Below are 26,918 nucleotides of genomic sequence, written 5' to 3'. Positions count from 1 at the left end.
CGCTGCATTTAAACTTTGCGGTTAGCTTATAACTCTACCGAGCCCAATATGACCGACTCAATAGACAAAAAAACAAAAGAAAAACCCAATCTCGATGTTGATTTGGATGCCATGCTGGACGATGCGGAATCTTCTCTGGCTCCGATAAATGAGCTTCAGGACGATGAAGACGCTATTGATAGATTATTGATGGATGCCGGTTTTGGTTTAGATGATGAATTAACACAGCCAGAGGCGAGTGATGCAAATGCGGTGAATGATATTGACCTGCATGATGAGCTGGATGACTTTTTAGGCTTTGACGACTTTGTCGGCGATTTCGATAAACCGGAACAAACGCAGTCGGTTGTGGAACCAGAACAGGGGGTAGGGGATATTTCTCTTGCTTTGTCAGATGAGCATCAGGATGACCAAGATGCCATCGATAGGTTGCTGATGAATGCCGGCATTGATGCCGATAATGTGCCAATGCCTGTAACCGATGATGATGTTAGTGCGTTTGAAGAGCTGGATGAATTCTCCGATTTTAGCGATTTCAATGAGCCGGAAATAGATCCGGTACCCGAAACTGATGAGCCTGAATTGGCCGTGGCGGAAACTGAAGAATCAGGTGTGGAGGATGTGCTTGTTGATACCGATGAAGAGCTGGATGACTTTTCGGACTTTAGTGATTTCAATGAACCGGACATGATTTCGGTCGAAATTGATGAGCCTGAACAAAATGCAGGCGGTTTATCCACGACCGTTGCTGTCGGTTTTCCAGATGAAATAGATGATTTTTCCGGCTTGGCTGACGACTTCGATGAGACGGATCTGATCCAGGAGGATGAGATTGATGCTCTGATTCTGACTGAAACGGACTCAACCACGCCTGACATGCCACAGCAGTCGGCAGCTGGCGAAGCACCTAATGATTTGCAAGGCGATGAAAGTGGCATTGACGATCTGCTCATGGATTCGGGTTTTGATTCAGAGGATGCGTTAGATCAATCTGCCTTTAAGGATATGTTATTTAGCGATGATGCGGATTTGAGCGAGCTTGCCGATATTTTTCAATTGGATGAGGCGAATGATGGTTTCTCCAATAAGGCAAAGGAGGATCAGTTAGCAGAGACTAAACAATCGACTCAAGATGAAGATGATTTTCTTCTACCTGACTTTGATATTACTGCGGGTATGGAAATACCTGACACAGAGAGTAGTGCCGGGGTTAAAGAAGACGATTTGGCGGGAGCTTTTGGTGGCACTGGCTTCTTGAGCGAAGATGAAGAAGCTGTGCGGGCTTTTGATTCAGAAAATACTGAGCTCAAATCAAAAGATGATGAAGCGATTCTCGAATCTCAACCGAAACAAGTTGTTGATACAGCAGTGCAAGGTATTGAAAATGCAAGGATGAGTCCTTCGGTAGTGGATCAGGAAGATATTAAAAAGCAGCTGGAAAGCGCCGAAAATAAAGTTAAAAAAGCAAAGCTTCTCAGTTACGCAGCGCTAGGGTTTGGTGCCCTTGCATTAAGCGCAGCCGCTGGATTGGGCGTGGTGACTTACGGTGCAAAATCTGAAGTTTCAAAGTTAACTGAGCAGGTTTCAACCCTTGAGACAAGCTTGGCAAAAAATATTGAAAATAATCCGAATGAAGAGATTAACACGCTGATGAATTCTGTTGTGCAGTTGAATCAGCAGGTCTATGGGTTTATGACGCAGCTGAAAGAAACTCCCCAGTTCCCTGTTGATTTATTGAATAACAAGGTTTCTGAGATTGTGGCGAAACAGGATATGGTAAGCAAGGCGCTTGACAGGTTGCAGATCAAAATTGGGGGAGAGGAAGGAAAAATAACTTTTAAGCCATTGGTTGCTGAGCCTGCCAAGGTTGAAGCAGCGCATGAGCCTGTGGTCGCTAAAGAAGAACATGGTCATGAGTCTGCAACAACCAAAGCCGAAACCCAAGTGCATGCTCCAGTCAAGGGGGAAGTGGCGCAAGAGCACGCCGCAACCAAAGGGAAAACTGCACAGGATGTGGTTGTTCCGGCTAAAGAGAAATCCAAGCAGGAAGCAGCGCCCGCTAAAGTAGGGGCAGCGCCTGAACCCGCACCTGCCAAAGCCCAACCCGAAGCTGTGCCAGTCAAACCAATAGCTCCGCCAAAAGCTGTTGTTAAAGGGGAATCTGTAACGGCTAATAAGCAGACAGCTACTGCGGGAAAGTGGGGCGTAAATCTGGTGGCATTCAAGCAGGAATGGTTTGCCAAAAGCAAAGCGGCTGAATTTGCGCGCAGGGGTGTTTTTGCCGAAGTAATCCCCGTCCATGAAAAAAACATAACGATGTACCGATTGCGAGTAGGAGGTTTTAAAAGCAAGGCAGAGGCGTTTTCCAACACGGATAGGATAAAAAACACACTTAATCTGGACTCGGTCTGGGTAAGTGACAATTAATCTAATGCCGGTTATGAGGAAGAAAAAGCTTGTTGTCGCTGTATCATCCAGAGCGCTATTTAATCTGGATGAATCGCATGCGATATTTGAAACGCAAGGCAAGGAAGCTTTCTGCCGTTACCAAATAGAGCATGAAGATGAAATACTGGAGCCCGGTTACGGTTTTTCCTTGGTTAAAAAGATCTTGGGCTTAAACGATAGCTGCCCGGACGACCCTCTGGCGGAAGTCATCTTATTATCCCAGAATAGCGCTGATACAGGGTTGAGAATCTTTAACTCCATCGCCCATTATCAATTGGCGATTGTTCGTGCGGCATTCACCGGTGGCGTCTCACCGTATGGCTATATTCCCGCATTTGGTGCGCATTTGTTTTTATCGGCCAATGCGGATGACGTCGCCAAGGCACTGTGTGCGGGTTTTGCTGCGGCAACCATTCTTTGCGGCCCTTCCATGACACATCATTCCGACCAGCTACGCATCGCTTTTGATGGGGATTCGGTGTTGTTTTCGGATGAAGCGGAACGGATTTATCAACAGCGCGGCTTGGATGTGTTTATCGAAAACGAGCGTAACGAAGCCAAAAAGCTTTTGCCGGGCGGGCCTTTTAAGGACTTTTTAGGTGCTCTGCATCATATCCAAACGCAGTTTGACCCCCAATCGTCACCCATAAGAACTGCATTGGTGACCGCCCGGTCGGCTCCGGCTCATGAGCGGGTAGTCAGGACGTTAAGAGCCTGGGGTATTCGTATTGATGAGGCGATGTTTTTGGGCGGCCTCGACAAAGGCGCCTTCTTGAAGGCATTCGGTGCGGATATTTTCTTTGATGATCAAAAAGGCCACTGCGAGTCTGCCGCCCGGCACGTCGCAGCCGCCCATGTACCGCACGGCATTACTAACCGAAACGGCTAAGCTATAAAACAGTCTGCTTTGAAGTGGCTCCTGCCTGCTCTTTGACCAGCTTTGGAACCAGGTAGCCGGGCAGGGCGGCTTGAACCTGCTGCATAAGCGCCAGCGCTTCCGTTTCAGAGACTTCAAAATGCCCTGTCCCCGTCGCTTTATCCAGTAAATGCAAATAGTAAGGAATGATGCCGTGGCTGAACAGCTGTTCGCTTAGTTCACACAGGACTTCTGCATCATCATTCACTCCTTTTAACAGCACCGATTGATTAAACAAGGTGATGCCGCTGTTTTTCAGAGAATTGCAGGCAGCAATGACTCGATCATTAATTTCATTAGCATGATTGCAGTGCACGACGATGATGATTTGTTTGGCGCTTTGGGTCAGGGTGTTAATGAATTCTTCAGTTATGCGGGCAGGTAGAACGATGGGTAGACGGCTGTGTATGCGGATGCGTTTCAGGTGCTCAATACCGTCCAGTTGCCGAATAAGCCGGGCTAGTCTTGACTCGCTTAGCAGTAAAGGGTCGCCGCCGCTCAGAATAACTTCCGAGATGCTGGTATTGTTTTGTATGGATTTGATGGCGGCATCTTCCTGTTGTTTGCTAAGTTGCAAATCAGCGTATGGAAAGTTGCGACGAAAACAATACCGGCAGTTAATGGCGCAGCTGCCGGTGTCGATAAATAAAACCCGGCCATGATATTTATGCAAAACCCCGATCTGGGTGGCCGCCGCGAGATCGCCGACAGGGTCATTGCTATAGCCCGGATAGGCGAACAGTTCCTCACTCACAGGCAATACTTGGCGCAATAAAGGGTCATGCGCATTGCCTTTTTCGATGCAGGCAGCAAAACTTAACGGAACGCGTAACGGAAAGCTTTCGGCGGCAGCGGCCGAGATCGGCAAGTCGTTCGGCGATAAGTTTAGGTAACGGCAAAGGTCTTCAATGTTATTAAAAGCTTCGGCAAGTTGTTGTTGCCAGTTTTTAGCAAAGTGCTGGATTTCGGACTGTGGTTCGGACATGAAATGGGTTATTAAAGTTTCTATCGGTTGGTGCCTCTATTATAATGGGTAAGTTTTACATTGTTTGTCATCTTTGAGGATAAAATGGCCATTTATAGCACTAACGAGTTTAAAGCCGGGTTAAAGGTTATGTTGGATAACGACCCCTGCGCGATTATTGAAAATGAATTTGTAAAACCGGGTAAAGGCCAAGCTTTTAACCGGGTAAAAATCAGAAATTTGAAAACCGGCCGGGTGATTGAAAGAACCTTTAAATCGGGCGAGTCGCTTGAAGGTGCCGATGTTGTCGATGTCGAGATGCAATATCTTTATAACGACGGTCAATTCAGGCATTTTATGGTGCCTGAGACTTTTGAACAGTACCAATGTGATGAAAAAGCCGTCAGCGATGCCGGTAAATGGCTTAAAGACCAGGACTCCTGCACGGTAACTTTATGGAATGATGCGCCTCTCGCTATTTCCCCTGCCAATTTTGTTGAGCTGGCCATCGTCGAAACTGATCCGGGTGTGCGTGGCGATACCTCTGGCGGCGGCGGAAAACCGGCTACTTTGGAAACCGGCGCAGTGGTCAGGGTGCCTTTGTTTGTGCAACAGGGTGAAGTGATTAAGGTTGATACGCGAACCGGCGAATACGTTTCCCGCGTAAAAGAATAGTGCTGCAAGATTGGCGACCGACCTGCGCCATAGAGCTTTTGCATCTAAGGGCGCAGATGCTTGCCCAGATACGCCGATTTTTTGCGGAAAGATCGGTCCTGGAAGTGGAGACGCCTCTGCTCAGTCACAGTATCGGAACAGACCCGCAGTTGGAGTTTTTTACAGCTGAGTATTGCGCGTCGCCATTGCGGCAAACGCTGTTTTTGCAAACGTCACCCGAGTTTGCAATGAAACGGCTGCTTGCGACTGGTAGCGGTTCTATTTACCAGATAGGCAAAGCCTTCAGGAACGGTGAGTCGGGGCGGTTCCATAATCCTGAGTTTACGATGCTTGAATGGTATCGAGTCGGTTTTACATTGCCTCAATTAATGGATGAAATCTCCGATCTGATCGGTGAGCTGTTTAGCGGGCATTCGTTGCAGGAAACACAAAGAGTCAGTTATCAGGACATATTTAGTTCGTTTACCGGTTTAGATCCCTTAGTGTTTTCGTATCAGGACTATTGCGCTTTTGCCAGGGATTGCCAGTTGCCGGAGGCAGTGGGTATTTGCGGACATGATCATGCAATGTGGCTGGACTTTATATTTAGCCATAAAGTCCAGCCACATTTGGGCAGCAACGCATTGTGTATGGTTTACGGTTATCCGGCTTGCCAATCGTCGTTGGCAAGGATCAATGAGCAATGCCCTCTGACTACTGACCGGGTTGAATTGTTTATCAATGGCATTGAGCTGGGTAATGGTTACTATGAGCTGGCTGACGCCGAAGAACAGAATAGACGCTTTGATAATGAGCTGGCTATCAGGCATCAACAAAAACTTCCTGTTTCCGTTAAAGACAAGCGCCTTATTTCGGCTCTGGAGTCGGGATTTCCGGAATGCTCGGGTGTGGCTATAGGTTTGGATCGTTTATTAATGCTGCTTTCGGGGAGTCCCTCTATTGAGGATGTGCTTAGTTTTCCTATTCACAGGGCTTAAGCTCGTTTAAATATTTACTGTGATATAATCCGTTAGATTTTAACATTGGGCAATGCCGTTTATTTTTAGACTTCTACATGAAATTGAATACTCTTTCTCGCGTGCTATTGTTATTTCTACTTGTTTCCCAAGCGGTTAAAGGCGACGAAGAGTTTATTGTAGAGGATATTCAAGTCAAGGGCCTGCAGCGCATCTCGGTAGGTACCGTTTATAACTACCTCCCTGTTAATGTGGGAGAAAGATTCTCTTTGGATAATGTCGCTCCGGCAATCAAAGCGTTATTCAAGACCGGCTTTTTTAAGGATATTTCTCTGGAAAGAGAAGGGTCGACGCTGATTGTTAATGTGGTCGAGCGGCCTTCCATTGCAAAAATCATCTTTGAAGGCAATAAGGATCTAAGCAAGGATGACTTGACCAAAGCCCTAAAGAAAATCGGTTTGGCTGAAGGCAAGGTATTCGATCAGCAGGTGCTGGATAAAGTCGAGCAGGAATTAAGCCGACAGTATTTCAGTCACGGTAAATACGGCTTGAAGATCACCACCGAAGTATCCAACCTCACCCGTAACCGGGTCGGTATCCATATCAAGATTTCTGAGGGCAGGGTCGCCAAGATCAAGCAGATCAATGTAGTCGGCAATAATGTTTTTGATGATGAAACGCTGTTGCGCAATCTTGAGTTAAGCACCTCTAATCTGTTGTCGTTTTATACCAAGAACGATCAGTACTCCAAACAAAAGTTGCAGGCGGATTTGGAAACCTTGCGTTCCTATTACCTGGACCGCGGTTATATTAACTTTAATATTGAATCCACGCAGGTCGCTATTACTCCGGATAAGAAAGATATTTATGTCACCATCAATGTTAAAGAGGGTGATGTTTATACACTGGAAAAAGTTAAATTAGCCGGTAATCTGGTGGTTGATCCTCAAGAGCTGATTAAGTTGGCGAAGGTGGGGCCGGGAGAAACTTTTTCCAGAAAAAACGCGACTGAAACTTCCAAGGCAATTTCCGATCGTTTAGGCGATGACGGTTATGCTTTTGCAAACGTTAATATGGTGCCGGAAATCAACGAAGCCAAAAAAACGGTTGATATGACTTTTTTTGTCGATCCGGGCAAACGCGTTTATGTTAGGCGCGTAAACATGAAGGGCAATAGCAAAACCCGCGATGAAGTGTTGCGGCGTGAAATGCGGCAGATGGAGTCCAGCTGGGCGTCAAGCTCAAAAATAGAGCGGTCGAAAACGCGTCTTGAGCGTTTAGGCTACTTTGAAGAGGTAAACGTTGAAACGCCGCCGGTTCAGGGTTCTGCCGACCAGATTGATGTGAATTATACGGTAACGGAAAAACCATCCGGCAACCTGTCCGCAGGTATCGGCTTTTCTCAAACCCAAGGGATCGTATTGAACGCCAATGTTGCCCAGGATAACGTCTTTGGCTCAGGCAAGCGGGTGAATATCGCCTTTAATAATAGTGATTACGCTACCAGTTACCAGTTCGGTTTTTTTAACCCTTATTTCACCGTGGACGGCGTCAGCCAGGGTTATAATTTGGGCTACACCAAACGCAATGCAGGGCAAATTAATATTGCCAATTATTCGACCAATGTCGCAAATGCCGGGGTCAATTTCGGCATACCGTTGAATGAATTCGACAACTTGCGTTTTGATGTCGATGTTAAACATACTGAGTTGAGTAAAACTGACTTTACATCCACACAAATTCAAGACTTTATTAATAAGCAAGGTAGTACTTTCCTAACTCTGTCGCCGGCAATAGGTTGGTCTCACGATACACTTAATCGGGCAATCTTCCCGAATAAGGGGCAGCAACAGCGTTTTTCCGCCTTGGCAACAGTTCCCGGTAGCGACCTGGAATATTATAAAATTGGCTATAAACATCAGCTTTATTTTCCGTTAGCTAAAGACTTTACGTTCAGATTACAGGGGGAAGTGGGTTATGGTGACGGTTATGGAAGCACGGGCGACCTACCGTTCTTTGAAAATTACTTCGGCGGCGGTACCGGATCGATACGCGGTTATAGGAACAATACGGTTGGGCCGAGAGACAACCCTTATGGCAACCCGCTTGGCGGCTCCAGTAAAATTATCGGTAATGCCGAAATGTTTTTTCCGGTACCCTTTATGCCTGAGACAAAATCGGTCAGGTTGGGCACTTTTTTTGATGCCGGAGCAATCAACAATGGTTTTAAAACGGATAACATGAAATATTCTGCTGGGATTTCCGGTGAATGGTTGTCGCCGTTCGGCGCTTTATCCGTTAGTGCCGCATTGCCATTAAATGCCGAGTCTACATCAACGGCAGCAGATGGCACTATTACAGGGGATCAAAAACAGATGTTTCAATTCAACTTCGGGCAAAATTTCTAGAAGAAGTTGTTCTGTTTAATAGGCTTATCCCCTATAATTTAATAAATAATATATTTTAATAATTATCAACCTTAATTTTTCACCAGAGACCTGTTTATCAATGAAAACGAAAATTGCTTTATTCTTAGGATTGTTGCTTGCAGCTAACGTGAGCTACGCTGATTTAAAAATTGGCTTTGTCAATATACCAGCCGTTCTGGAAAAAGCACCTCAGGCAGAAAAAGCTAAAAAACGCCTGGAACAAGAGTTTTCGCCGCGCGACAAGCAATTAGTCGCCCAGCAAAAAGAAATCCAAAGCATGGACGAAAAGTTGGCCCGTGATGGCGCCGTGATGGGGGCGTCAGCCAAATCCAATATGGAAAAAGACATCCTGAACAAAAAAAGAGATGCCAAAAGAGCCCAGCAGGAGTTCAGCGAAGATTTTAATGCGCGTCGTAATGAGGAGCTAGGCAAATTACAACGCCGTATCGTTGAAGCTATTCGGGAAATAGCCAAGGCTCAAAATTTTGACTTGTTACTGACTGATGGCGTTATTTATGCCAGTGAAAAGATCGACGTAACGAGTCAAGTTCAGCAAAAGTTGTCAACTATGCCGGAATAATTTACGCACGTTTTTTATTTAATCGCATAGCCATCAACTTTTAGAGAAGCATCTCAAAACATGTCCGTTAAACTAGATATATTACAAATACAACAATTCTTGCCGCACCGTTACCCTTTTTTATTAGTTGATAAGGTTATTGAATGTGAACCTGGCGTTAGATTATTGGGAGTGAAAAACGTTACTTATAATGAACCGTTTTTCCAAGGTCATTTTCCACAAAAACCTATTATGCCGGGCGTGCTGATTTTGGAAGCGCTGGCTCAAACTACAGGATTGCTGGCATCAGAAACCGCAGGGGATGAGTTGGCAGGAATGATTTATTATTTGACCGGTATCGATAAGGCCAAGTTTAAAAGGCCTGTGGTGCCTGGTGATCAATTGATGCTGGAAGCAAAGTTCGTTAAAAGCAAGCGTAATATCTGGGCATTTGAATGCTGTGCAGAAGTTGATGGCGAATTTGTCGCAAGTGCCGAAATCCGTTGTGCAGCCGTGGTAAATTGATTTGATTGATCCAAAAGCGATAGTTGATAGTAAAGCAGAGCTGGCTGATGACGTGTCAGTTGGCCCTTTTTCCGTCATAGGCCCTGGTGTAAAAATCGACACCGGCACAGTCATAGGTTCGCACGTCGTTATTAAAGGACCTACCACAATAGGCAAACAGAACCGCATCTATCAATTTACCTCCATCGGCGAAGATCCCCAAGACAAAAAATATGCGTCCGAAATAACCCGGCTTGAAATTGGTGATAGAAATACCATACGTGAGTTTACCTCGATGCACAGGGGAACGAAGCAGGATCATAGCCTTACCAAAATAGGCAACGATAACCTGTTTATGGCATATACCCATGTGGCGCATGATTGCATCATCGGCAATCATGTCATTATGGCTAACGGGGCCTCATTGGCCGGCCATGTGCATTTACACAGCCATGCCATCTTGGGCGGGTTTACCTTGGTGCATCAGTTTACCCAAATAGGCCAGTACAGTTTTGCAGCGATGGGCAGTGCCATTACCCAGGATATTCCTCCCTTTGTTATGGTTGGCGGTAAGCCTACCAGGCCGCACGGCATCAATTCAGTCGGCATGGAACGCAACGGCATTTCTCCTGAAGACATTAGGTTAATTAGAAAAGCCTATAAGATAATTTACAAGACCAATCTACGTCTGGAAGATGCCATTGATCAAATGGAAGATCTGGCCGGTGAAAGTAAAGAATTGTCCGATATGGTTAGCTTTCTACGCAATGTAAGTCGCGGCATATTGCGTTAAAAATCCGCCTTGGCGAGAGTAAATTGTGCTTAATCTGTCTCGGCGTGGAAAGTAATTATGGACGATGAATATTTTATAAAAATTTCTCAAGGTCTTATTGTTGCCGGAGTTGACGAAGCAGGCCGCGGACCGCTTGCGGGGCCAGTCTTTGCGGCAGCGGTTATTCTTGATCCTATGCGGCCGATAACCGGATTAGCCGATTCTAAAACCCTTAGCGAAAGAAAGCGGGACAGCCTATATCTCACCATCAAGGAAGCCGCTTTAAGCTGGTCAATTGCCGAAGCCAGTGTTGAGGAGATTGATAAGCTTAATATTCTTCAAGCAACGCTATTGGCAATGCAAAGAGCGGTTAATGGGCTAAATGTCCAGCTTGATGAAGTTTTAGTGGACGGTAACTGTCTCCCTAAATTATCCATGCCTGCTCAGGCTATCGTTAAAGGGGACAGTAAAGTGCAGGCCATCAGCGCAGCCTCGATATTGGCTAAAGTCGAGCGCGATAAGCTCATGGGTGGCTATAGCGAACAGTATCCCGATTTTTCGTTCCATTTGCATAAGGGCTACGGCACCAAACAGCATCTGGCTGAAATCGAGCGGTTCGGTTTTTTAGATGTGCATAGAAAAACATTCAATCCGGTGAAAACCATGCTTATACAGCAAGGTAATCGTTATTAAGAGAGCTCAAGCGGTCCTTCATCCATTAACGCGATCTGTTCGCGCAGTTCAATGATTCTATCCTGCCAATAACGCGGGGTATCAAACCACGGAAACGCCAGAGGAAAAGCAGGATCATCCCAGCGCCGTGCGATCCAGGCAGAATAATGAATCAGGCGCAGAGTACGCAAGGCTTCTATCAGATGCAGCTCACGGGTATCGAAGTCGTAAAATGTCCGGTAACCGGCGAGCAAGTGGCTTAACTGTACCGTCATTTCAGCACGATCCCCAGACAACAACATCCATAAATCCTGTATGGACGGCCCCATCCGGCTGTCATCGAAATCGACAAAATGCGGGCCGTCATCGGTCCAGAGAATATTGCCGGGATAGCAGTCTCCATGCAGGCGCAAGGTTTTTACCTTGCCTGCGCGTTCGAAGCAGCGCCTCACGCCATCCAATGCATGCTCAGTCACGCTACGGTAGGCTTCGACAAGGTCGGCAGGGATAAAATGATTTGCCAACAGATAAGCTCTGGGTTCATCGCCAAAATTGGCGATATTAAGAGTCGGACGCTCCTTAAAAGGTCTTAAAGCGCCGATAGCATGAATACGGGCGATAAACCGCCCCATCCATTCCAGTTTTTCGCGGCCTTCAAGCTCAGGCACACGTCCGCCTTGTCGTGGAAATACCGAAAATCGGAAACCGCCGGCGTGGATTAAGGTCTGATGATTGCCGAAGGGCATCGCCGGTACGACCGGAATTTCAGACTCGAATAATTCCTTAACGAACGCGTGTTCTTCAAGAATGGCGGCATCTGTCCAGCGCTCCGGCCGGTAAAATTTGGTGACAATGAAGGAAGCGTCCGCCATGCCGACTTGGTAGACGCGATTTTCATAACTATTGAGCGCCAGCAGTCGGCCATCGCCATGAAGGCCGATACTGTCGAGCGCGTTTAAAATGATATCGGGAGTTAGCGCTGAAAACGGAGTCAGATTAGTATTCATGGTTACCATTGTAACGCCGAATTCAGCTTAGCCTGATTTAATTGATCATGTACATCTGTTGTTATTGGCTAAAATGCATGACCTCGCCTTCTTGCATTATATTGCCGGATGTGGGGCTGGTCTGTTGATAAACGCCGCCTTCAAGTTGCTCATTGATCTGCCGCGCTACATCAATTCCCAAGCTTTTAGAAACTTCCGACACAACTCTGCCACGGCTCGGCGTTACGCGGCTTCCGCCGGTCACAACGCGGACATCCTGCCCTTCACCTGTGGCACTAAATGCGGCCTTTACTTCATAAGTGCGCGTGTTGATCAGGCTGAACTCCGCAACCAGCATCAGGCTGAAAGTATTGGATAGCGTGCCGGTGCCGATGATGGGATTAACCTCATCGCGAAAATCAAGTTCGCTGACGGTACCGAACAACACATAATCGGCGCCGGGATAAGCGCCTTTTTTGATACGCTCGATAATATCGTAGATTTTTTCGATGCCCTTGGCTGTGTATGGCTTGGCCTGAGATACCTGAAAATCGCCGTTTTTAAGAATTTCCCCTTTGATATCACCGACAAATTTACGCAATTCGCCATATTCGATATAACTGTAGCTGCTTTCGACCTCGGTATAATCAGTCTGTGAATTTCCGCTATACGATGAACGACTCGATGCTGAAGAGCTTTCGAAACTGTCATGTTCACGCTGGCTCTGACTGGCTCTCGCCGATGATTTATTGTGATAATCAACCAGATGAAAATAACCGCTGACCCGTTCGGCATAAGCCAGGTCGGTCACAGCAATTTTGGCTGCCTGGGAATTACTGGCACCAAACAACGGTAACAGCAAGAATAACAAACGTAACTGTTTCATATGCTATGCCATTAAAACATGGATTTATTGGAAGTTTTGCGGATCTCTTTTTCATCCGCCCATTCCATTACGCCGGATTCATTATCCACCAGTTGCAGGCTGAATTTGTAATACACGTCCTTGACATCGCCGGCGCGTTTAACGATAGAAGTAATCGTGCCTTCGATGCGAAAATCGGCGCCTTCCATATTACCCATTTTTTTGGACTTGCTCTTTTTGTACAGGCCCGTTTGGTTTTGCCGGGTCAATTCATCGACTTGTGTTTGCATCGCGCTGGTATCTACCGCAAAGCGCACCATGCCGCTTTTCAGGATCTTGGCGCGTATCGAATCGGTGATCGATTTTGTGTCAATGTACTCGCTGGTTCTGTTTTTTACTTCCGCAACAGTCACTAAAGGACGTGATTTTCCAAACAAGGCAGGGGATTGCAATAGCGAGTTGGACATAGACTCCGCTATGGTTTGCAAGTCGGTAGAACCAAACTCGTTGGTTAGGGTTTCAACCGTTTTGCTGTCGCCATACTCAACATTGCCGGAACTGAGCGTTGGCGATTGCGTGGCACAGCCGCTTAAAATCAGCATTAGCGTTGCGGCTTTGACGGTGTTGTTAGATTCATGCTGAGTTAAGGCTTGGTCGACTTGGCCTTGGCCGACCAGATTAATGGTTTGTTTGAGTTCATCATCGTAACTGCGCATCGCAGAGCAGCCGGACAGCGTTAGGGTTAGTACGAAAGGCAGCGCTAGGCTGGTAGGTCGGATAAAGGAAGGTATGTAAATTCCTTGTTATTATAATTTATTGGTGTTTTGTATCCGATAGCTTGGGTATGGTAGTAACCAACGTCCCGGTACAGGGGAAATTATAAAATGTTTTTCCTGATACCCCATTTTTTATTTAAGTAAATATACTTACTAATTTTTGGGGATTAGCGATCTGTTTGAGTTTTACTTGGTATTATTTTTAACGCGAGTCCCCATCAGATAATCGAACCACGGCCAAGTCACACACCAGTTTGCGGAGCAGTTGTCCATATGGTGATCGTAATGCCAGCGTAAATGCCGTTTAGCCCAGGCTGGGTTAAGGTGAGCTTTGCGATGCTTGTAGCAATAAAGTATCGAAGATAGATACACGGCGCCGGTAAAGAAAGGGAATAGTATAAACAGCGGTATATGCAGCAGCACAGCGCCCAGAACCACCAGTAATTCCTTGGTTTGGGCATTCCATGACAATGTTACGAACCGATAGCCCGGGTCGAACATGGCATTCTTAGTGCAGACAGCGTGATGCTCATACCAATGAAAAGCCCAAAAGCTGTCCCGGTTCCGCCCCAGTCCATGCAGAATGTATTTATGGATCAGCCATTCGCCGGCATTGGCATACAGTAAGCCTAAAATGAATTGAACGGCTAAGCTAAGCATGGGACATAAAATACCTCAGTTAGGGAGCTCAGACGGCAGTTGCTTCTGAGCAATTAATTTATGGACATTATCCAGAATGTTTCTTCCTCCTATAATACGCTTTCTTACTGATATCAAGCCGCATTGAAAATATTGCCAAGCAAAGGCTTTTTGCTGGACTCGTTTCGAGTTCCGAATTAAATACTCAAACGTAGCAAATTACAGCAAAGATTGGGGCAAATAATTGTCTGGGAGCTGGATTGCAAGATTTCCTTTTTTAATCCCCATAAAGTATATAAAATTACTGGGTTTTTATTTATTAGGTGATTATCAGCATGAACGTTATAGAAAAAATTAAAGACCAGATTGAAAATAATCAGGTTGTTTTATACATGAAAGGGTCACCGGATTTTCCTCAATGCGGCTTTTCCGGTCAGGTAGTGCAAATATTGAGGGCTTGTAACGCCAAATTTAAGCACGTTAATATTTTTGAGGATCCTGAACTTCGCGAGGCGCTTAAAGAATATTCGAACTGGCCGACTTACCCCCAGTTGTATATCGGCGGCGAGTTAGTCGGCGGCTGCGATATCGTTACGGACCTGTACCAGAAAGGTGAGCTGGCAAAGATGCTGGCTGCGGTAGATGCTATAGAAGCGTAATTGATGACGCACGGATGACGCTCGTGTCATCCGTGCGCCGGTTTTGTTATCCGTTCTCGCGTGATTCCAGTTGTTTCCAGCGGTTGACTATCATACAAAACAGTTCCGCTGTCTTTTCCGCGTCATAGAGCGCTGAATGCGCTTTTTCATTATCCCAGTCCAACCCTGCCGCTTGGGCCATTTTCGCCAGCACGGTTTGTTGATAGACCAAGCCTCCCAATGTCGCGGTATCGAAAGTGCTGAATGGATGAAAAGGACTGCGTTTTATCTGGGTTCTTTGAATGGCTGCATTTAAGAAGCCGATGTCAAAAGCAGGATTATGGCCGACCAGAATTGCCCGGGTGCAGTTGTTGCGCTTGGCGGCCTCTTTTATCGGTTTAAAGAGCATGTGCAGCGCTTCTTTCTCATCAATAGCCATGCGAAACGGATGGTACGGGTCGATTTTATTAAACTTGAGGGCTGCTTCGTCCAATTCGGCATTTTTAAACGGAATGACGTTTGTTGTATAACGCTCGGTAATTTCCAGTTCGCTGTTGCTGTTAAGCTCGACAATCACGGCCGCAATTTCCAGTAGTGCATTTTTTTTGGGATTAAAACCGGCTGTTTCAATGTCGATGACTACCGGGAGATAGCCCCGGAAACGTTTTTCTAGGGGAATTACAGGTGTATCCATTTTTTGAGTTATGCCAAGAGGTGTCGAAATGATGAGGAGAAAATGTGATAATTTATGGTATGTTACGCGAAAATTGACCCATTATGAAAAATAATAGCGCTGAGGAGTAGATATAATGCAACCTGGAAAATTGATAACTCAACTCGGATGCCTTGTTTTATTGGGTATATTGGAAGCGTGCGCAACGACTGCGAAAGACCCGCAAGATCCATGGGAAGGCTGGAACAGAGGCGTTCAGATATTTAACGATAAGTTCGATGATTATGCGATGAAACCTATCGCCAAAGGTTATCAGTGGATTACCCCGTCATTTGTTGATCTTGGCGTGAGTAACTTCTTTAGCAACATTAACGACGTCGGTGTAACCATCAATGATCTGTTACAGTTTAAGATAGAGCAGACCGGTATGGATGGGTCGCGCTTTATCGTTAATACGGTAGCCGGTGTTGCCGGTTTTGTTGACGTTGCGTCGATGATAGATTTGCCCAAGCATAATGAAGATTTTGACCAGACCATGGGCGTCTGGGGAATACCTTCCGGGCCCTACCTGGTGCTGCCGTTTCTCGGGCCAAGTTCTCCTCGAGGCGTGGGGGGACTGGTCGGCGATGGGGCAATGAATCCGATTACTTATTTTATTGGTACTGGTGTTGCCGGGGGACTGTATGTGTTAAATGGGGTTGACCTGCGTGCGGACAATTTAGCTAATGAAAAAGTTGCATCAGAAGCGGCTGTAGACCGGTATGCGTTTTTTAAAAGCGCTTATTTTCAGCAGCGCGAATATCTGATTAATGATGGCAATATGCCGGAAGATTCGGACTTGCTGGAGATTGATGAAGAGGAGCTTAATCAGAATAATCTGGCGCCGGTTAGGCCTTATTAAAAATCAGGCAAAGGGCGAAAGGCGCAAGATATGCTGTTATTTTAAGCCTCGAACCCTTCGTCTTTTGCCTTTAGCCCTTCGCCAACAACTTCCAACACAACTCTTCGTTTGCCTTCAGCGGTGTGATCGATAAATCATTTTCACCATACGCGGACGGCACTTTCCAGACGGTTTTTTCCAGTGTGACTGTACCCGAGTTTCTGGGCAGTCTATAAAAATCGGCGCCGTAAAAACTGGCGAAGCCTTCCAGTTTGTCCAATGCATTTGCCCGTTCAAATGCTTCCGCGTAGAGTTCCAAAGCGGCATGAGCGCTGTAACAGCCTGCACAACCGCAGGCGGTTTCCTTTAGCGAAGTTAAATGCGGTGCGCTGTCCGTGCCCAGAAAGAACTTCGGATTGCCGCTGGTCGCGGCCTCGACCAATGCCAGGCGGTGCGATTCGCGTTTGATAATCGGCAGGCAATAATGGTGCGGCCTGATCCCGCCGGCCAGAATCGCGTTGCGGTTAAACAGCAAATGCTGAGGGGTGATGGTTGCGGCAATATTGGCTCCGGCATCCTGTACAAACTGCACCGCTTCGGTCGTAGTCACGTGTTCGACGACGATGCGCAAGCTGGGGAAATTTTTGACCACGTCAGTCAGATAGGTATCGATAAACACCCGTTCCCGGTCGAAAATATCGCAGGCCTCGTCGGTGACTTCGCCATGAATCAGCAGCGGGAGACCATATTGCTCCATTGCCGCCAATAACGGATAAATAGCCTTGATATTGGCAACACCGGAATCGGAATTGGTGGTGGCGCCTGCGGGATAGAGTTTAAAGGCGTGTACATGCTCGCACTCGGCGGCTTTTTTGATTTCATCAACCGTCGTCGAACCGGTCAGGTAAAGCGTCATCAGCGGCGTGAAGTCGAGGCCTTCAGGAACCGCGGCCAGAATTTCTTCCCGATAAGCCAAGGCCTGAGCCACCGTCGTAACCGGCGGTTTGAGATTGGGCATGATGATCGCGCGAGCAAATTGTCTGGCGGTATGCGGCAGAACAGTATGTAAAACCGCGCCGTTTCTGACATGTAAATGCAGGTCATCCGGCCTTGTGATGGTTAATGTTTTCATTATTGAATGTAAATTCTGTAAAATAGGCGGTTATTTTATAGTAAGTGCCTTGAAAAACTAAACACAGCACTTATTGTTGCTTTTATTTTTGTTATCGGAGTGGTTAATGCCAATTTACGAGTACCAATGTCAATCATGCGGTCATGAGCATGAAGCTTTACAAAAACTCAGCGCCGAACCCCTAGTTATCTGCCCAGCCTGTAGCAAGCCGGAGTTAATGAAAAAGATTTCTGCGGCGGGATTCAGATTAAAAGGCAGCGGCTGGTACGAAACTGATTTCAAGAGCGGTGCAAAGAAGAATGTAGCGGGTGAGTCGAGTTCCTCGACTTCCGCATCATCTTCAGGCAGCTGTCCAGGCGGCGGTTGCACTAAAAGCCATTAATAAACAAAGCAGGCGAAAGGCAAAAGGCGAAAGGCAAATAAACGGGCTTTCGCCTTGAGCCTTTCGCCTTTCATCTTCATCAAATCAACAGGAAAATTTATGCGTACTCACAAGTGCGGAGAATTAAACACACAACAGCTAGGCGAAACGGTTTCAATCTGCGGTTGGGTACATAGACGCAGAGATCATGGCGGCGTTATTTTTATTGACCTTCGTGACCGCGCCGGATTGGTGCAAGTCGTAGTCGATCCAGACGTAGCCGAGACTTTCGCCACTGCTGAAAGCGTCCGCAGTGAATATGTATTACAAATTACCGGCCTAGTTCGCGATCGTCCCGCGGGTACCATTAACGCCAACATGCATTCCGGCGCGATCGAGATACTGGCTAAAAACATCGTTGTGCTGAACGAATCGGAAACCCCGCCGTTCCCGGTTGAAAGCGAAATCGAAGTTAATGAAGAATTGCGTCTACGCTACCGTTATATCGACTTGCGCCGTACCGAGATGCAAGAAAAGATGAAAGTGCGCCGTGATGTGACACGGGTATTGAGAAACTTCCTGGATGACCACGAATTCTTCGAGATTGAAACACCTTACTTAACCAAAGCGACTCCCGAAGGCGCGCGCGATTACATCGTACCGAGCCGCACCCACGAAAATTCGTTTTTCGCGCTGCCGCAATCGCCGCAATTGTACAAACAAATCTTGATGGTCGCGGGCATGGACCGCTATTATCAGGTCGTGCGTTGTTTCCGCGATGAAGACTTGCGCGCCGACCGTCAACCCGAATTTACCCAGCTCGATATCGAAACCTCGTTCATGGATGAACACGAAATCATGCACGTGATGGAGGAAATGATCCGTCAGTTGTTTATCAAAGTGATCGGCGTGAACCTGGGCGATAAATTTCCATGCATAACGCATCAGGAAGCTATATCGCGCTACGGTATCGACCGTCCCGATTTGCGGATTCCGCTGGAATTGGTCGACATTGCCGAGGACATGAAAGATGTCGATTTCCAAGTTTTTTCGGCACCGGCCAATGACCCGAAAGGCCGCGTCGTTGCAATGCGCGTACCGAATGGCGGCGAGTTAAGCCGCAAAGACATTGATGCATTGACCAAGTATGTCAGCATTTATGGTGCAAGAGGTTTGGCTTATATCAAAGTCAACGATTTGGCCGCTGGCGTCGACGGCTTGCAATCGCCTATCGTTAAATTCGCCCCTGCCGAGGTTTGGGACAGCGTGTTGGCCAAAACCTCAGCACAAAACGGCGATTTGATCTTCTTCGGCGCGGACAAAGCCAGCATCGTTAATGAAGCGATGGGCGCATTGCGGGTCAAGTTGGGCCATGGTTTGAACCTGCTGGAAGGCGAGTGGAAACCGGTCTGGGTGGTTGACTTCCCGATGTTCGAATGGGACGAAAAAACCAACCGCTACAATGCCATTCATCACCCTTTCACCGCGCCAAGTTGCTCGGTCGAAGAACTGGTCGCGAACCCCGGCGCAGCATTATCGCGCGCTTACGATTTAGTGTTGAACGGTACCGAAGTCGGCGGCGGTTCGATTCGTATCAATCGCAGTGCGATGCAGCAAACTGTGCTGGAGATTTTAGGCATCGGCGAAGACGAAGCCAGGGAAAAATTCGGCTTCTTGCTGGATGCGTTGAAATACGGTGCGCCTCCGCATGGCGGCCTTGCGTTCGGCCTTGACCGTCTGGTTATGCTGATGACCGGATCAACGTCTATTCGTGACGTGATTGCTTTCCCTAAAACCCAATCAGCGGCTTGTCCTTTGGTTAGCGCACCGGCGGTCGTCACCGATGAGCAGTTGAAAGAGCTGGGCATCCGGTTGATTAAACCGGCCGGAAAAGAAAAAGCCAAATACGATTAAACCGGGTAGGGTACGCATTGCGTACCTCTATTGAGAAGCATGGTACGCGATGCGTACCCTACATTAAATTCACCGCGAACAGTGCGCTGTTTGCGGTGAACTAATCCTCCGAAGTATTCTCCCTAGAGGAGTATTATTTATGACCAATACCCCATTTCCGATTCAAGATTACGCCTTACTCAGCGATGAGGAATGCGATGCCCGGATTATCGCCGCCAAAGCCAAGCTGGGCAGCCGTTGCGTGGTGCTCGGGCATCATTATCAGCGCGATGAAGTGTTCAAGCATGCCGATTTTTCCGGCGATTCGTTAAAACTGTCCAGGGATGCTGCAAAATCCGACGCCGAATACATCGTATTCTGCGGCGTGCATTTTATGGCGGAAGTCGCCGATATACTGTCCCGTCCCGAGCAGATTGCGATTCTGCCCGACATGGCGGCAGGCTGTTCGATGGCCGATATGGCTAATCTGATCAAGGTGCAAAAATGCTGGGATGAATTGGCGCAAGTGATCGATGTGGAGGCGGAAGTCACCCCGGTGACCTACATCAACTCGGCGGCCGACCTTAAATCCTTTTGCGGAAAGCATGACGGCATTGTCTGCACCTCGTCCAACGCTCAGAAAATACTGGAATGGAGCTTTGCCAGAAAACAGAAAGTGCTGTTTTTCCCTGACCAGCATCTGGGGCGCAATACCGGTTACCGGATGGGCATTCCGTTGGACGAGATGGTCACCTGGGATTTCACCAAGCCGATGGGCGGCCTGACCGAAGAGCAAATCCGCAACGCCAAGATCATCCTTTGGAATGGCTATTGTTCCGTGCATCAGGTGTTCAAACCTGAACATATTGACGAGTTCCTTAAACGCTTCCCGGAAACCAAAGTTATTTCGCACCCCGAAGCCTCGTTTGAAGTCTGCCAAAAATCGGATTACATCGGTTCCACCGAGTACATTTTAAAAACGGTGCGCGAAGCCGAACCCAACACCCGCTGGCTAGTGGCGACCGAACTCAACCTGGTCAACCGCCTGCACGAAGAGTGCAAGGCGCAGGGCAAAAACGTGCATTTCATGTCGCCGACATTATGCATGTGCTCAACGATGTTCAGAACCGATCCGCAACATCTGGCCTGGGTGCTGGACAATCTGGCTGCGGGTCATGTGGTTAACCGGATTTCAGTGCCGGAAGACATAGCGAAGTACGCCAGGAAAGCGCTGGATAACATGTTGGAGGTAATGTAATGACAGTAGATTTTAATCGCCTAAAGCATTTCTCGATGACTTATGTGTTCATGGATGACGAAGAGATAGCCTGCGAATACGAGCAAACCGAGCAAAGCCCCGTTGTCGCTCCCGACGGCAATAGCGTAAGCTTCACCTTAAGAAATATCGATCAAAGCGAAGACAAGGATCTTTACTCGGTCGTCTTGGTAAAAGAGGGCGATGACGAGTTTTACATAAAGTCCGATTATTTTGAAGATGCCGACGAGCCTTATCCTTTGGATGTCGAGATTTCCGATGATGACGTAAAATTCATCCTGGAAGGCGAGGATGAAGATATGTATTTATATGGATTTTTTGAATAGAGCGGTTTAAGCAGGGCGGGTAAACAGCCTGTTTGCTTGGCAATAATCTTTTTTGAGGCAGCCATATAATCAAAAAATCGATTGGGACACCGATTGTGTGATATGCCTCAGTTTACTGCGGCATATCACACGACTTTCATTTTTCTTTTGGTTATTAAGTTTTATCACTCTTTAAGTCTCTGTAATATTTAGCATTAATAGAAGTGAAGCATAAATGGCGTGATTTTTGCCTTTTATGGTTAGGACCTTTTGTATCAATCCTAACCTTTAACTAAAAATCAAAATTTTATGCCAAAACACAACCCACTCTTTCTTTATCTTCTGTGGCTATGGTTAAGCTGCTATGGCTTTAACGCGCACGCTATGAGGAGCGATACCACGCCCGATCAATTTACATTCGCCGATCAAACGAACGTAGCTTTAAACACGACGATTACCTCAAATTCAATTACTGTCAGCGGTATTAACGCTAAAGCATCGATTAGCGTGACAGGCGGGAAATTTTCAATCAATGGCGGTTCATTCAGGACCAGCAGCACTACGGTTTCAAATGGCAATACCGTGCGTGTGCAACAAACCTCATCGAGCGCAAACAGCGCTACGACAAACACAGTGCTAACCATTGGCGGCGTTAAAGACACATTTAGTGTCACGACTTTAGCTAATTCAAGTTTGGACACTACGCCCAATGCGTTTATTTTTAGTGACCAAACTAACGTTGCATTAAGTGCGGCAGTCACTTCTAATGCTGTGACAGTTTCAGGAATTAACGCGCCGGCGCCAATTAGTGTTAGCGGCGGTTCATATTCAATTAACGGCGGCGCATACACAACAGCGGCTGGAACGGCTAGTGAAGGCAATTCTGTTACGGTACGTTTAACGGCATCAGCGGCAAATTCCGTTACAACAAACGCTGTATTAACCATTGGCGGCGTTTCCGATACCTTTAGCGCAACGACGCTAGCGGCAACCAACGGTGGTTTCGTATCGCCGTCAGCTTCGCCGGGCAATCCGTCTTTTACTTCGGAACATTTTTCCGGTTCATCAAACTGCACTCAATGTCACAATGGCATAAAAGATAGTAGCGGCAAAGATGTTTCGATTGAAACCGATTGGTCATCGACTATGATGGCAAATTCCACCCGCGATCCGTTTTGGCGAGCAAAGGTGCGTAGCGAATTAAATCGCAATCCACAATTAACCGATGTAATTAACGATAAATGTACGCGCTGTCATGCGCCGATGGCGAATTTTGAAGCGAAAAGCTCCAATGAAACCAAAGGAATTTTGGATGGCGGGTTTTTGAGCGTAAGCCATCCGCGACATGATGAAGCTATGAACGGCGTCAGCTGCACGCTTTGCCATCAAGTTCAGGATGCACCCAATTTAGGCACATTGAGCAGTTTCACCGGGCGTTATGAGATCGGTAATAACAAGACGATTTATGGGCCTTTTGAAAATCCTTTCGCCAATCCGATGATTATGCAAACAGGCTATACGCCAACCTATAGCGCGCATATTAAATCATCCAAAATGTGCGCGACTTGCCATAATCTAAAGACGCCTTATGTGGATCAATTCGGCACGGTGTTAAGCACCACGCCGGAAAGCGAATTTCCTGAACAAATGCCTTACAGCGAATGGGAGCACAGCAGTTATGCAAGCACCAATCCGAAAAGTTGCCAGGGTTGTCATATGTCGCGGGCTAATGGTGTAAAAATTTCCACTATGCCGATGATGTTGGGCACTCGCGATAATTTTGCGATTCATGAGTTTGTCGGCGCCAATAAATTGATGCTCGATATCTTCAACAATAACAAAGAGCAATTGGGCGTATTGTCGAATAACTTTGCCGAAACCATCGACAAGACCCAAACGATGCTTAACAGTTCGGCCGCCATTACCCCGGTGAACCAAAGTTTAGGTAGCGATAATGCCTTGAATTTCACGTTGAAAATCAACAGTAACACCGGGCATAAATTACCCAGCGCGTACCCATCGCGGCGGGTCGTTCTGCACGTTACCGTAAAAGATGCGCAAGGCACTGTCGTGTTCGAATCCGGAAAAATAAACGCCAACGGCAGCATTGACGGCGTAGATGCAGACACCAATTTGGCGGCGTTTGAACCGCACTATGATTTGATTACCGCTCCTGACCAGGTGCAAGTGTACGAGGCGATTATGGGCGACAACCAGAATCAAGTCACTTATACCTTGCTACGCGGTATGGTTTATCTAAAAGATAACCGCTTATTGCCGCAAGGATTCAATAAATCGACTGCGCCTAACGATATTAAAGTGGTTGGCGACGCCTTGAATGATGCTAATTTTGTCGGTGGCAGTGATGAAATCAGTTATCGGATTAGCGGCTTGAGCGGCAGCAGCTATCAAGTCGAAGCCGAGTTGATTCATCAGCCGATTGCTTATTCGTTCGCGTTAGATTTGTTTAACGAGGTCGATAATGAAGTCGAAGACTTTAAAACTATGTTCAATGCGTCGAATTCAAAATCAAGCCGCATTGCATTAAATACCTTTAGCGTCGTTCGGTAACCTGAAATAAAACAGCCGCCAGTTTTTTAACTGGCGGCTGTTTTGGTGTGGCGCACAAAACCAGCGTGATGGCAGGTATCTTCTTGACCATGAGCCATTTTCCACGACAGTTGTTACCGGCTTTTGCTTGTTTCGCTGCATTGTTGATAGAGGCGTTTTTGATCGTCTTGAGACATTTATAATGCATCAATTAGAATTAAGCTTTGCGATAGTCCGCTCATGCTTTTTCAGCTTGCTGTAGACTTCGCGCGATGTGCCCCCATGCTTTCCCTTACTTGCTTTACGTCGCCCCGATGCTGTTTCAGGGGAGCTTTCAAGCGGCTTGTTCCTTGATGTCTTTCCATTCCTCAAGGTTAAGTGTTTGGTCCGGAAGCGGTAAATCCAGCTCGGTCATTCAAACGCACTATTTATCATTATCTGGAGAAAACTCATGTTATTTGCCAAACCTATTCCCCTATTTGCCGTTGCTGTATTCGGCCTAGCTCTCTCACAACCCGGCTATTCCGAAACGGCAAGCCCGGAGCGGCTAAAAGAGATCACTCAACGCGGCATGCACGTTATGCCTTTCGACCTTGAACAAACCCAACACATTTTTAATAAAACAGAGACAGGTGGTTTACAACAAGTTATCGTCAGAAACCCGCCCAATACACAACAGGTCGAGCTGATACGTCAACATCTCAGCAAGATTGCACAGGAGTTCGCCCGTGGAGACTTCACCAATCCGGCGAAAATCCACGGTCAGGATATGCCGGGCTTGGCAAAATTGCGCAAGGCCGAACCTGGACAACTGCACGTTGAATATAAAGAGCTTGAGACGGGTGCCGAGATTATTTACTCTTCGAAAGAACCGGACTTGGTCGATGCCATTCATCGCTGGTTCGACGCCCAACTGGCAGACCACGGCCCGGATGCCGTACCGGGGCATCCTCACGGCGCCATGCACAACATGCATAAGCAATAACCTAAGCGTCCCAGGAAATTCATGACTCTTCAGACCCGAACATTTAGCGTGACAGGAATGCATTGTCGCGGTTGCGAGGCCGCGATCGAATCGGCTGTCAATGAACTCGAAGAAATACGTTCAGTGCGAGCGGACTTTGCCAAAGAAAAGGTCAAGGTTATCTGGGATGACTCAAAGACCAGTCTTGCCGAAATTTTCCAGGTCATTGAGGACAAAGGCTACGCCTGCGCGCCGACGCCGACGCCTTCGCCCGATTCCCGGCGGGTCAAGCTGAAGACAGTCCTCATGGTGTCTTTGGGCTTAGCCGGGATAGCCGCACTGCTGGGGCTCGGCGCACTGCTCACGCAGGGGCGGCCCCATATACCTCGCTTCGATCAAGGCGTAAGTTACGGGCTGTTGTTCGTCACCGGCCTATTGACCGGATTTCATTGCATCGGCATGTGCGGCGGTTTCGTGATCGGTTATGCGGCGCGGGAGTCACAGCGGGAAAACCCTTCCTATGTAATGGCGCACCTCAAGTACGGTATCGGCAAAACATTGTCCTATACCGCCATGGGGGCGGCATTCGGCTTGCTGGGCTCAATCGTTACCTTCACGCCTTATCTGCGAGGCATTGCCCAACTCGTGGCGGGTGTTTTCCTGATCCTGTTCGGGTTGAGTAGCCTCACTCACTTCCGGTTTTTCAGGGTGTTCAGCCTGCGCATGCCGTCTTTTTTGTCGCGCTTCGTCTTCGTCGAGTCCGGAAAAACCAGCAGCCCATTTGTGATTGGTTTGTTGACTGGCTTAATGATCGGTTGCGGCCCCTTGCAAGCTATCTATGTACTGGCGGCGGGGACTGGCAGTATGGTTGAAGGCGCCAAGATGTTATTCGTCTTTGGTGCCGGCACCTTGCCCGTCTTATTGAGCTTCGGGGCAATGACCAGCTTGATTTCCCGCAAGGTCAGCCAACGACTGATAGCCTTATCCGGTGTCATCGTCATTGCCCTCGGTTTGATGATGTTCAACCGAGGCTTAAGGTTGACCGGTTCAGGGTATGATCTTCAATCGCTGATGCAGATTTTTTCGACTTTTCACTTATGAAAAGTCTATCCCTCCGTTTTATCTCCAGTCGATCGTATCGATTATTGTCCTGACCTTTGCCGTGCATTGGCTGGAATTCAGACTGGTGGCGTCTGGAAGTGCGCGTCAAAACCACGATTAGCCCTTGCGCCTGGCCGAAGTGTTGGTGGCTCAGGGTGGTATTTTTAAAACCGGACGGTTATTGGCGCGACTCAATGATGCCCGAGCTTAGGCAACGAGTCGTACTCGTTGCTAAGTTAATCATTTACTCCCCACATTTAAAAAGTGCGGCATATGACGCAATAAAATGCGTTAAATAACATAGTTTTTTTATTCTTAAGAATAAGCGAATAATTATATTCTAATGTTTCAATGCGTTGTGATTTGGCATGTTTTGTGCCTTTGTTTACCAATGCCTCTGGAATCTTCCAGCTATTTTTTCCAACTTTAGAAAATAAAAATGAAAACTACCCATTCACTCACTCACGCCTGCTTTTCTAAAAAGCCCATTGCCAATGCGGTTAGCGCGCAAGTTCTTTATGGCGGAATTATCGGCGTATTGCCGTTGTGCCTGACGACTTCGGTAATGGCTGCTGAAAATCCTCAGGATCATCCCACAGAACAAGCCATAGTATTGGAAAAACTGATCGTCACCGGCAAGTTTCCCAGTGTTAAAAACTTGGGCGCTTCCGAAATGGAGGCAGATATTCTCGACAGCAAACGCGCGGCGGTCAGCGATACCGCCAAATTACTGGAAGATACGCCGGGCGTTAGCTTGTACGGCGCCGGTGGCGTGTCGGGTTTGCCGGTGATTCATGGCCTGAACGACGACCGCGTCAAGATTGATATTAACGGCATGACCCTGACTTCGGCTTGCGCCAATCACATGAATCCGCCGCTTTCTTATATCGACCGCAGCAATATCGGCAAGATCACCATTTTGTCCGGAGTGACGCCGGTGAGTTTGGGTGGGGACAGTATCGGCGGTACGATCTCGGTAGAAAC

27 protein-coding genes are annotated in these 26,918 nt (G+C 47.4%); 19 read left to right on the top strand and 8 right to left on the bottom strand.

What is annotated here, in order from left to right:
* The first annotated feature begins 48 nt into the window (after positions 1-48).
* A complete protein-coding gene (locus tag M0R47_RS00135) occupies positions 49-2,427 on the top strand; it encodes an SPOR domain-containing protein (protein WP_292548757.1) in 2,379 nt (792 codons plus the stop codon).
* A gap of 13 nt (positions 2,428-2,440) precedes the next feature.
* Positions 2,441-3,337 carry a 5'-nucleotidase gene (locus M0R47_RS00130; RefSeq protein WP_292549015.1) on the top strand — a complete coding sequence of 299 codons (897 nt, stop codon included), beginning with the start codon at positions 2,441-2,443 and terminating at the stop codon, positions 3,335-3,337.
* A gap of 1 nt (position 3,338) precedes the next feature.
* On the opposite strand, the gene epmB is transcribed toward M0R47_RS00130, so the two are convergent.
* The gene (epmB, locus tag M0R47_RS00125; RefSeq protein ID WP_292548755.1) at positions 3,339-4,349 is read right to left on the bottom strand and encodes an EF-P beta-lysylation protein EpmB; all 1,011 of its coding nucleotides are present in this window, start codon (positions 4,347-4,349) and stop codon (positions 3,339-3,341) included.
* An 84-nt stretch (positions 4,350-4,433) separates the two neighbouring features.
* Here epmB and efp point away from each other — a divergent pair, with 84 nt between their 5' ends.
* The 7 genes from efp to rnhB all read left to right on the top strand — a co-directional run bounded on the left by efp (position 4,434) and on the right by rnhB (position 10,916).
* On the top strand, positions 4,434-5,003 hold the full coding sequence (gene efp / locus M0R47_RS00120) for an elongation factor P (protein WP_292548753.1): 570 nt from the start codon (positions 4,434-4,436) through the stop codon (positions 5,001-5,003).
* Positions 5,003-5,980, top strand: a complete 978-nt coding sequence (epmA, locus tag M0R47_RS00115; protein ID WP_292548750.1) for an EF-P lysine aminoacylase EpmA — start codon at positions 5,003-5,005, stop codon at positions 5,978-5,980. Before efp ends, epmA begins: the two co-directional genes overlap by 1 nt.
* Before the next feature lie 77 nt (positions 5,981-6,057).
* On the top strand, positions 6,058-8,367 hold the full coding sequence (bamA, locus tag M0R47_RS00110; protein ID WP_292548748.1) for an outer membrane protein assembly factor BamA: 2,310 nt from the start codon (positions 6,058-6,060) through the stop codon (positions 8,365-8,367).
* Between the two features lie 100 nt (positions 8,368-8,467).
* Complete coding sequence (locus M0R47_RS00105) at positions 8,468-8,968, top strand: OmpH family outer membrane protein (RefSeq protein ID WP_292548746.1); 501 nt, start codon at positions 8,468-8,470, stop codon at positions 8,966-8,968.
* A 60-nt stretch (positions 8,969-9,028) separates the two neighbouring features.
* On the top strand, positions 9,029-9,472 hold the full coding sequence (gene fabZ, locus M0R47_RS00100) for a 3-hydroxyacyl-ACP dehydratase FabZ (protein WP_292548744.1): 444 nt from the start codon (positions 9,029-9,031) through the stop codon (positions 9,470-9,472).
* 1 nt (position 9,473) lies between these two features.
* Positions 9,474-10,244: an acyl-ACP--UDP-N-acetylglucosamine O-acyltransferase gene (gene lpxA, locus M0R47_RS00095; RefSeq protein ID WP_366513147.1), complete on the top strand. Its 771-nt coding sequence runs from the start codon at positions 9,474-9,476 to the stop codon at positions 10,242-10,244.
* 57 nt (positions 10,245-10,301) lie between these two features.
* Entirely contained in the window at positions 10,302-10,916 is a 615-nt protein-coding gene (gene rnhB / locus M0R47_RS00090) for a ribonuclease HII (RefSeq protein WP_292548742.1), read from the top strand.
* Here the strand turns inward: rnhB and M0R47_RS00085 are convergent.
* From M0R47_RS00085 to M0R47_RS00070, 4 genes are all read right to left on the bottom strand, one after another.
* Positions 10,913-11,902 (bottom strand): serine/threonine protein kinase, encoded by a 990-nt coding sequence (locus tag M0R47_RS00085; RefSeq protein WP_292548740.1) that lies wholly within the window; start codon positions 11,900-11,902, stop codon positions 10,913-10,915. The two genes, rnhB and M0R47_RS00085, sit on opposite strands and share 4 nt — an antisense overlap.
* Before the next feature lie 61 nt (positions 11,903-11,963).
* Complete coding sequence (locus M0R47_RS00080; protein WP_292548738.1) at positions 11,964-12,767, bottom strand: penicillin-binding protein activator LpoB; 804 nt, start codon at positions 12,765-12,767, stop codon at positions 11,964-11,966.
* 11 nt (positions 12,768-12,778) lie between these two features.
* Positions 12,779-13,348 carry a penicillin-binding protein activator LpoB gene (lpoB, locus tag M0R47_RS00075; RefSeq protein ID WP_366513150.1) on the bottom strand — a complete coding sequence of 190 codons (570 nt, stop codon included), beginning with the start codon at positions 13,346-13,348 and terminating at the stop codon, positions 12,779-12,781.
* Between the two features lie 360 nt (positions 13,349-13,708).
* Positions 13,709-14,182, bottom strand: coding sequence for a sterol desaturase family protein (locus tag M0R47_RS00070; RefSeq protein ID WP_292548734.1), 474 nt, complete (start codon positions 14,180-14,182; stop codon positions 13,709-13,711).
* Between the two features lie 314 nt (positions 14,183-14,496).
* Between M0R47_RS00070 and grxD the strand changes: the two genes are divergently transcribed.
* The gene (gene grxD / locus M0R47_RS00065) at positions 14,497-14,820 is read left to right on the top strand and encodes a Grx4 family monothiol glutaredoxin (RefSeq protein ID WP_292548732.1); all 324 of its coding nucleotides are present in this window, start codon (positions 14,497-14,499) and stop codon (positions 14,818-14,820) included.
* A gap of 46 nt (positions 14,821-14,866) precedes the next feature.
* Here the strand turns inward: grxD and rnt are convergent, their stop codons facing one another.
* Positions 14,867-15,493, bottom strand: coding sequence for a ribonuclease T (gene rnt / locus M0R47_RS00060; RefSeq protein WP_292548730.1), 627 nt, complete (start codon positions 15,491-15,493; stop codon positions 14,867-14,869).
* Positions 15,494-15,608: 115 nt separating this feature from the next.
* On the opposite strand from rnt, the gene M0R47_RS00055 reads away from it, so the two are divergent.
* The gene (locus M0R47_RS00055) at positions 15,609-16,373 is read left to right on the top strand and encodes a VacJ family lipoprotein (protein WP_292548728.1); all 765 of its coding nucleotides are present in this window, start codon (positions 15,609-15,611) and stop codon (positions 16,371-16,373) included.
* A 70-nt stretch (positions 16,374-16,443) separates the two neighbouring features.
* Here M0R47_RS00055 and pyrC read toward each other — a convergent pair whose 3' ends face one another.
* Positions 16,444-17,484 (bottom strand): dihydroorotase, encoded by a 1,041-nt coding sequence (pyrC, locus tag M0R47_RS00050; RefSeq protein WP_292548726.1) that lies wholly within the window; start codon positions 17,482-17,484, stop codon positions 16,444-16,446.
* A gap of 106 nt (positions 17,485-17,590) precedes the next feature.
* On the opposite strand from pyrC, the gene M0R47_RS00045 reads away from it, so the two are divergent.
* The 4 genes from M0R47_RS00045 (at position 17,591) to M0R47_RS00030 (ending at position 21,340) form a co-directional block, all read left to right on the top strand.
* Positions 17,591-17,866, top strand: a complete 276-nt coding sequence (locus M0R47_RS00045) for a zinc ribbon domain-containing protein (RefSeq protein WP_292548724.1) — start codon at positions 17,591-17,593, stop codon at positions 17,864-17,866.
* Positions 17,867-17,965: 99 nt separating this feature from the next.
* Positions 17,966-19,759, top strand: coding sequence for an aspartate--tRNA ligase (aspS, locus tag M0R47_RS00040; protein ID WP_292548722.1), 1,794 nt, complete (start codon positions 17,966-17,968; stop codon positions 19,757-19,759).
* Between the two features lie 139 nt (positions 19,760-19,898).
* The gene (gene nadA, locus M0R47_RS00035) at positions 19,899-20,996 is read left to right on the top strand and encodes a quinolinate synthase NadA (protein ID WP_292548719.1); all 1,098 of its coding nucleotides are present in this window, start codon (positions 19,899-19,901) and stop codon (positions 20,994-20,996) included.
* Positions 20,996-21,340 (top strand): hypothetical protein, encoded by a 345-nt coding sequence (locus tag M0R47_RS00030; protein WP_292548717.1) that lies wholly within the window; start codon positions 20,996-20,998, stop codon positions 21,338-21,340. Before nadA ends, M0R47_RS00030 begins: the two co-directional genes overlap by 1 nt.
* A gap of 404 nt (positions 21,341-21,744) precedes the next feature.
* On the opposite strand, the gene M0R47_RS00025 is transcribed toward M0R47_RS00030, so the two are convergent.
* On the bottom strand, positions 21,745-22,395 hold the full coding sequence (locus tag M0R47_RS00025) for a hypothetical protein (RefSeq protein WP_292549026.1): 651 nt from the start codon (positions 22,393-22,395) through the stop codon (positions 21,745-21,747).
* A 16-nt stretch (positions 22,396-22,411) separates the two neighbouring features.
* Between M0R47_RS00025 and M0R47_RS00020 the strand changes: the two genes are divergently transcribed.
* From M0R47_RS00020 to M0R47_RS00005, 4 genes are all read left to right on the top strand, one after another.
* Positions 22,412-23,890 carry a multiheme c-type cytochrome gene (locus M0R47_RS00020; RefSeq protein WP_292549011.1) on the top strand — a complete coding sequence of 493 codons (1,479 nt, stop codon included), beginning with the start codon at positions 22,412-22,414 and terminating at the stop codon, positions 23,888-23,890.
* Between the two features lie 430 nt (positions 23,891-24,320).
* Positions 24,321-24,854 carry an aspartate carbamoyltransferase gene (locus tag M0R47_RS00015; protein ID WP_292548715.1) on the top strand — a complete coding sequence of 178 codons (534 nt, stop codon included), beginning with the start codon at positions 24,321-24,323 and terminating at the stop codon, positions 24,852-24,854.
* Between the two features lie 21 nt (positions 24,855-24,875).
* The gene (locus tag M0R47_RS00010; RefSeq protein ID WP_292548713.1) at positions 24,876-25,934 is read left to right on the top strand and encodes a sulfite exporter TauE/SafE family protein; all 1,059 of its coding nucleotides are present in this window, start codon (positions 24,876-24,878) and stop codon (positions 25,932-25,934) included.
* 439 nt (positions 25,935-26,373) lie between these two features.
* A partial coding sequence (locus M0R47_RS00005) for a TonB-dependent receptor plug domain-containing protein (protein ID WP_292548711.1) occupies positions 26,374-26,918 on the top strand: 545 nt, incomplete at its 3' end.

Source organism: Methylobacter sp. (assembly GCF_023227905.1).
Taxonomy (GTDB): Bacteria; Pseudomonadota; Gammaproteobacteria; order Methylococcales; family Methylomonadaceae; genus Methylobacter_A.
This window is presented reverse-complemented; position numbering and strand designations above follow the sequence as displayed.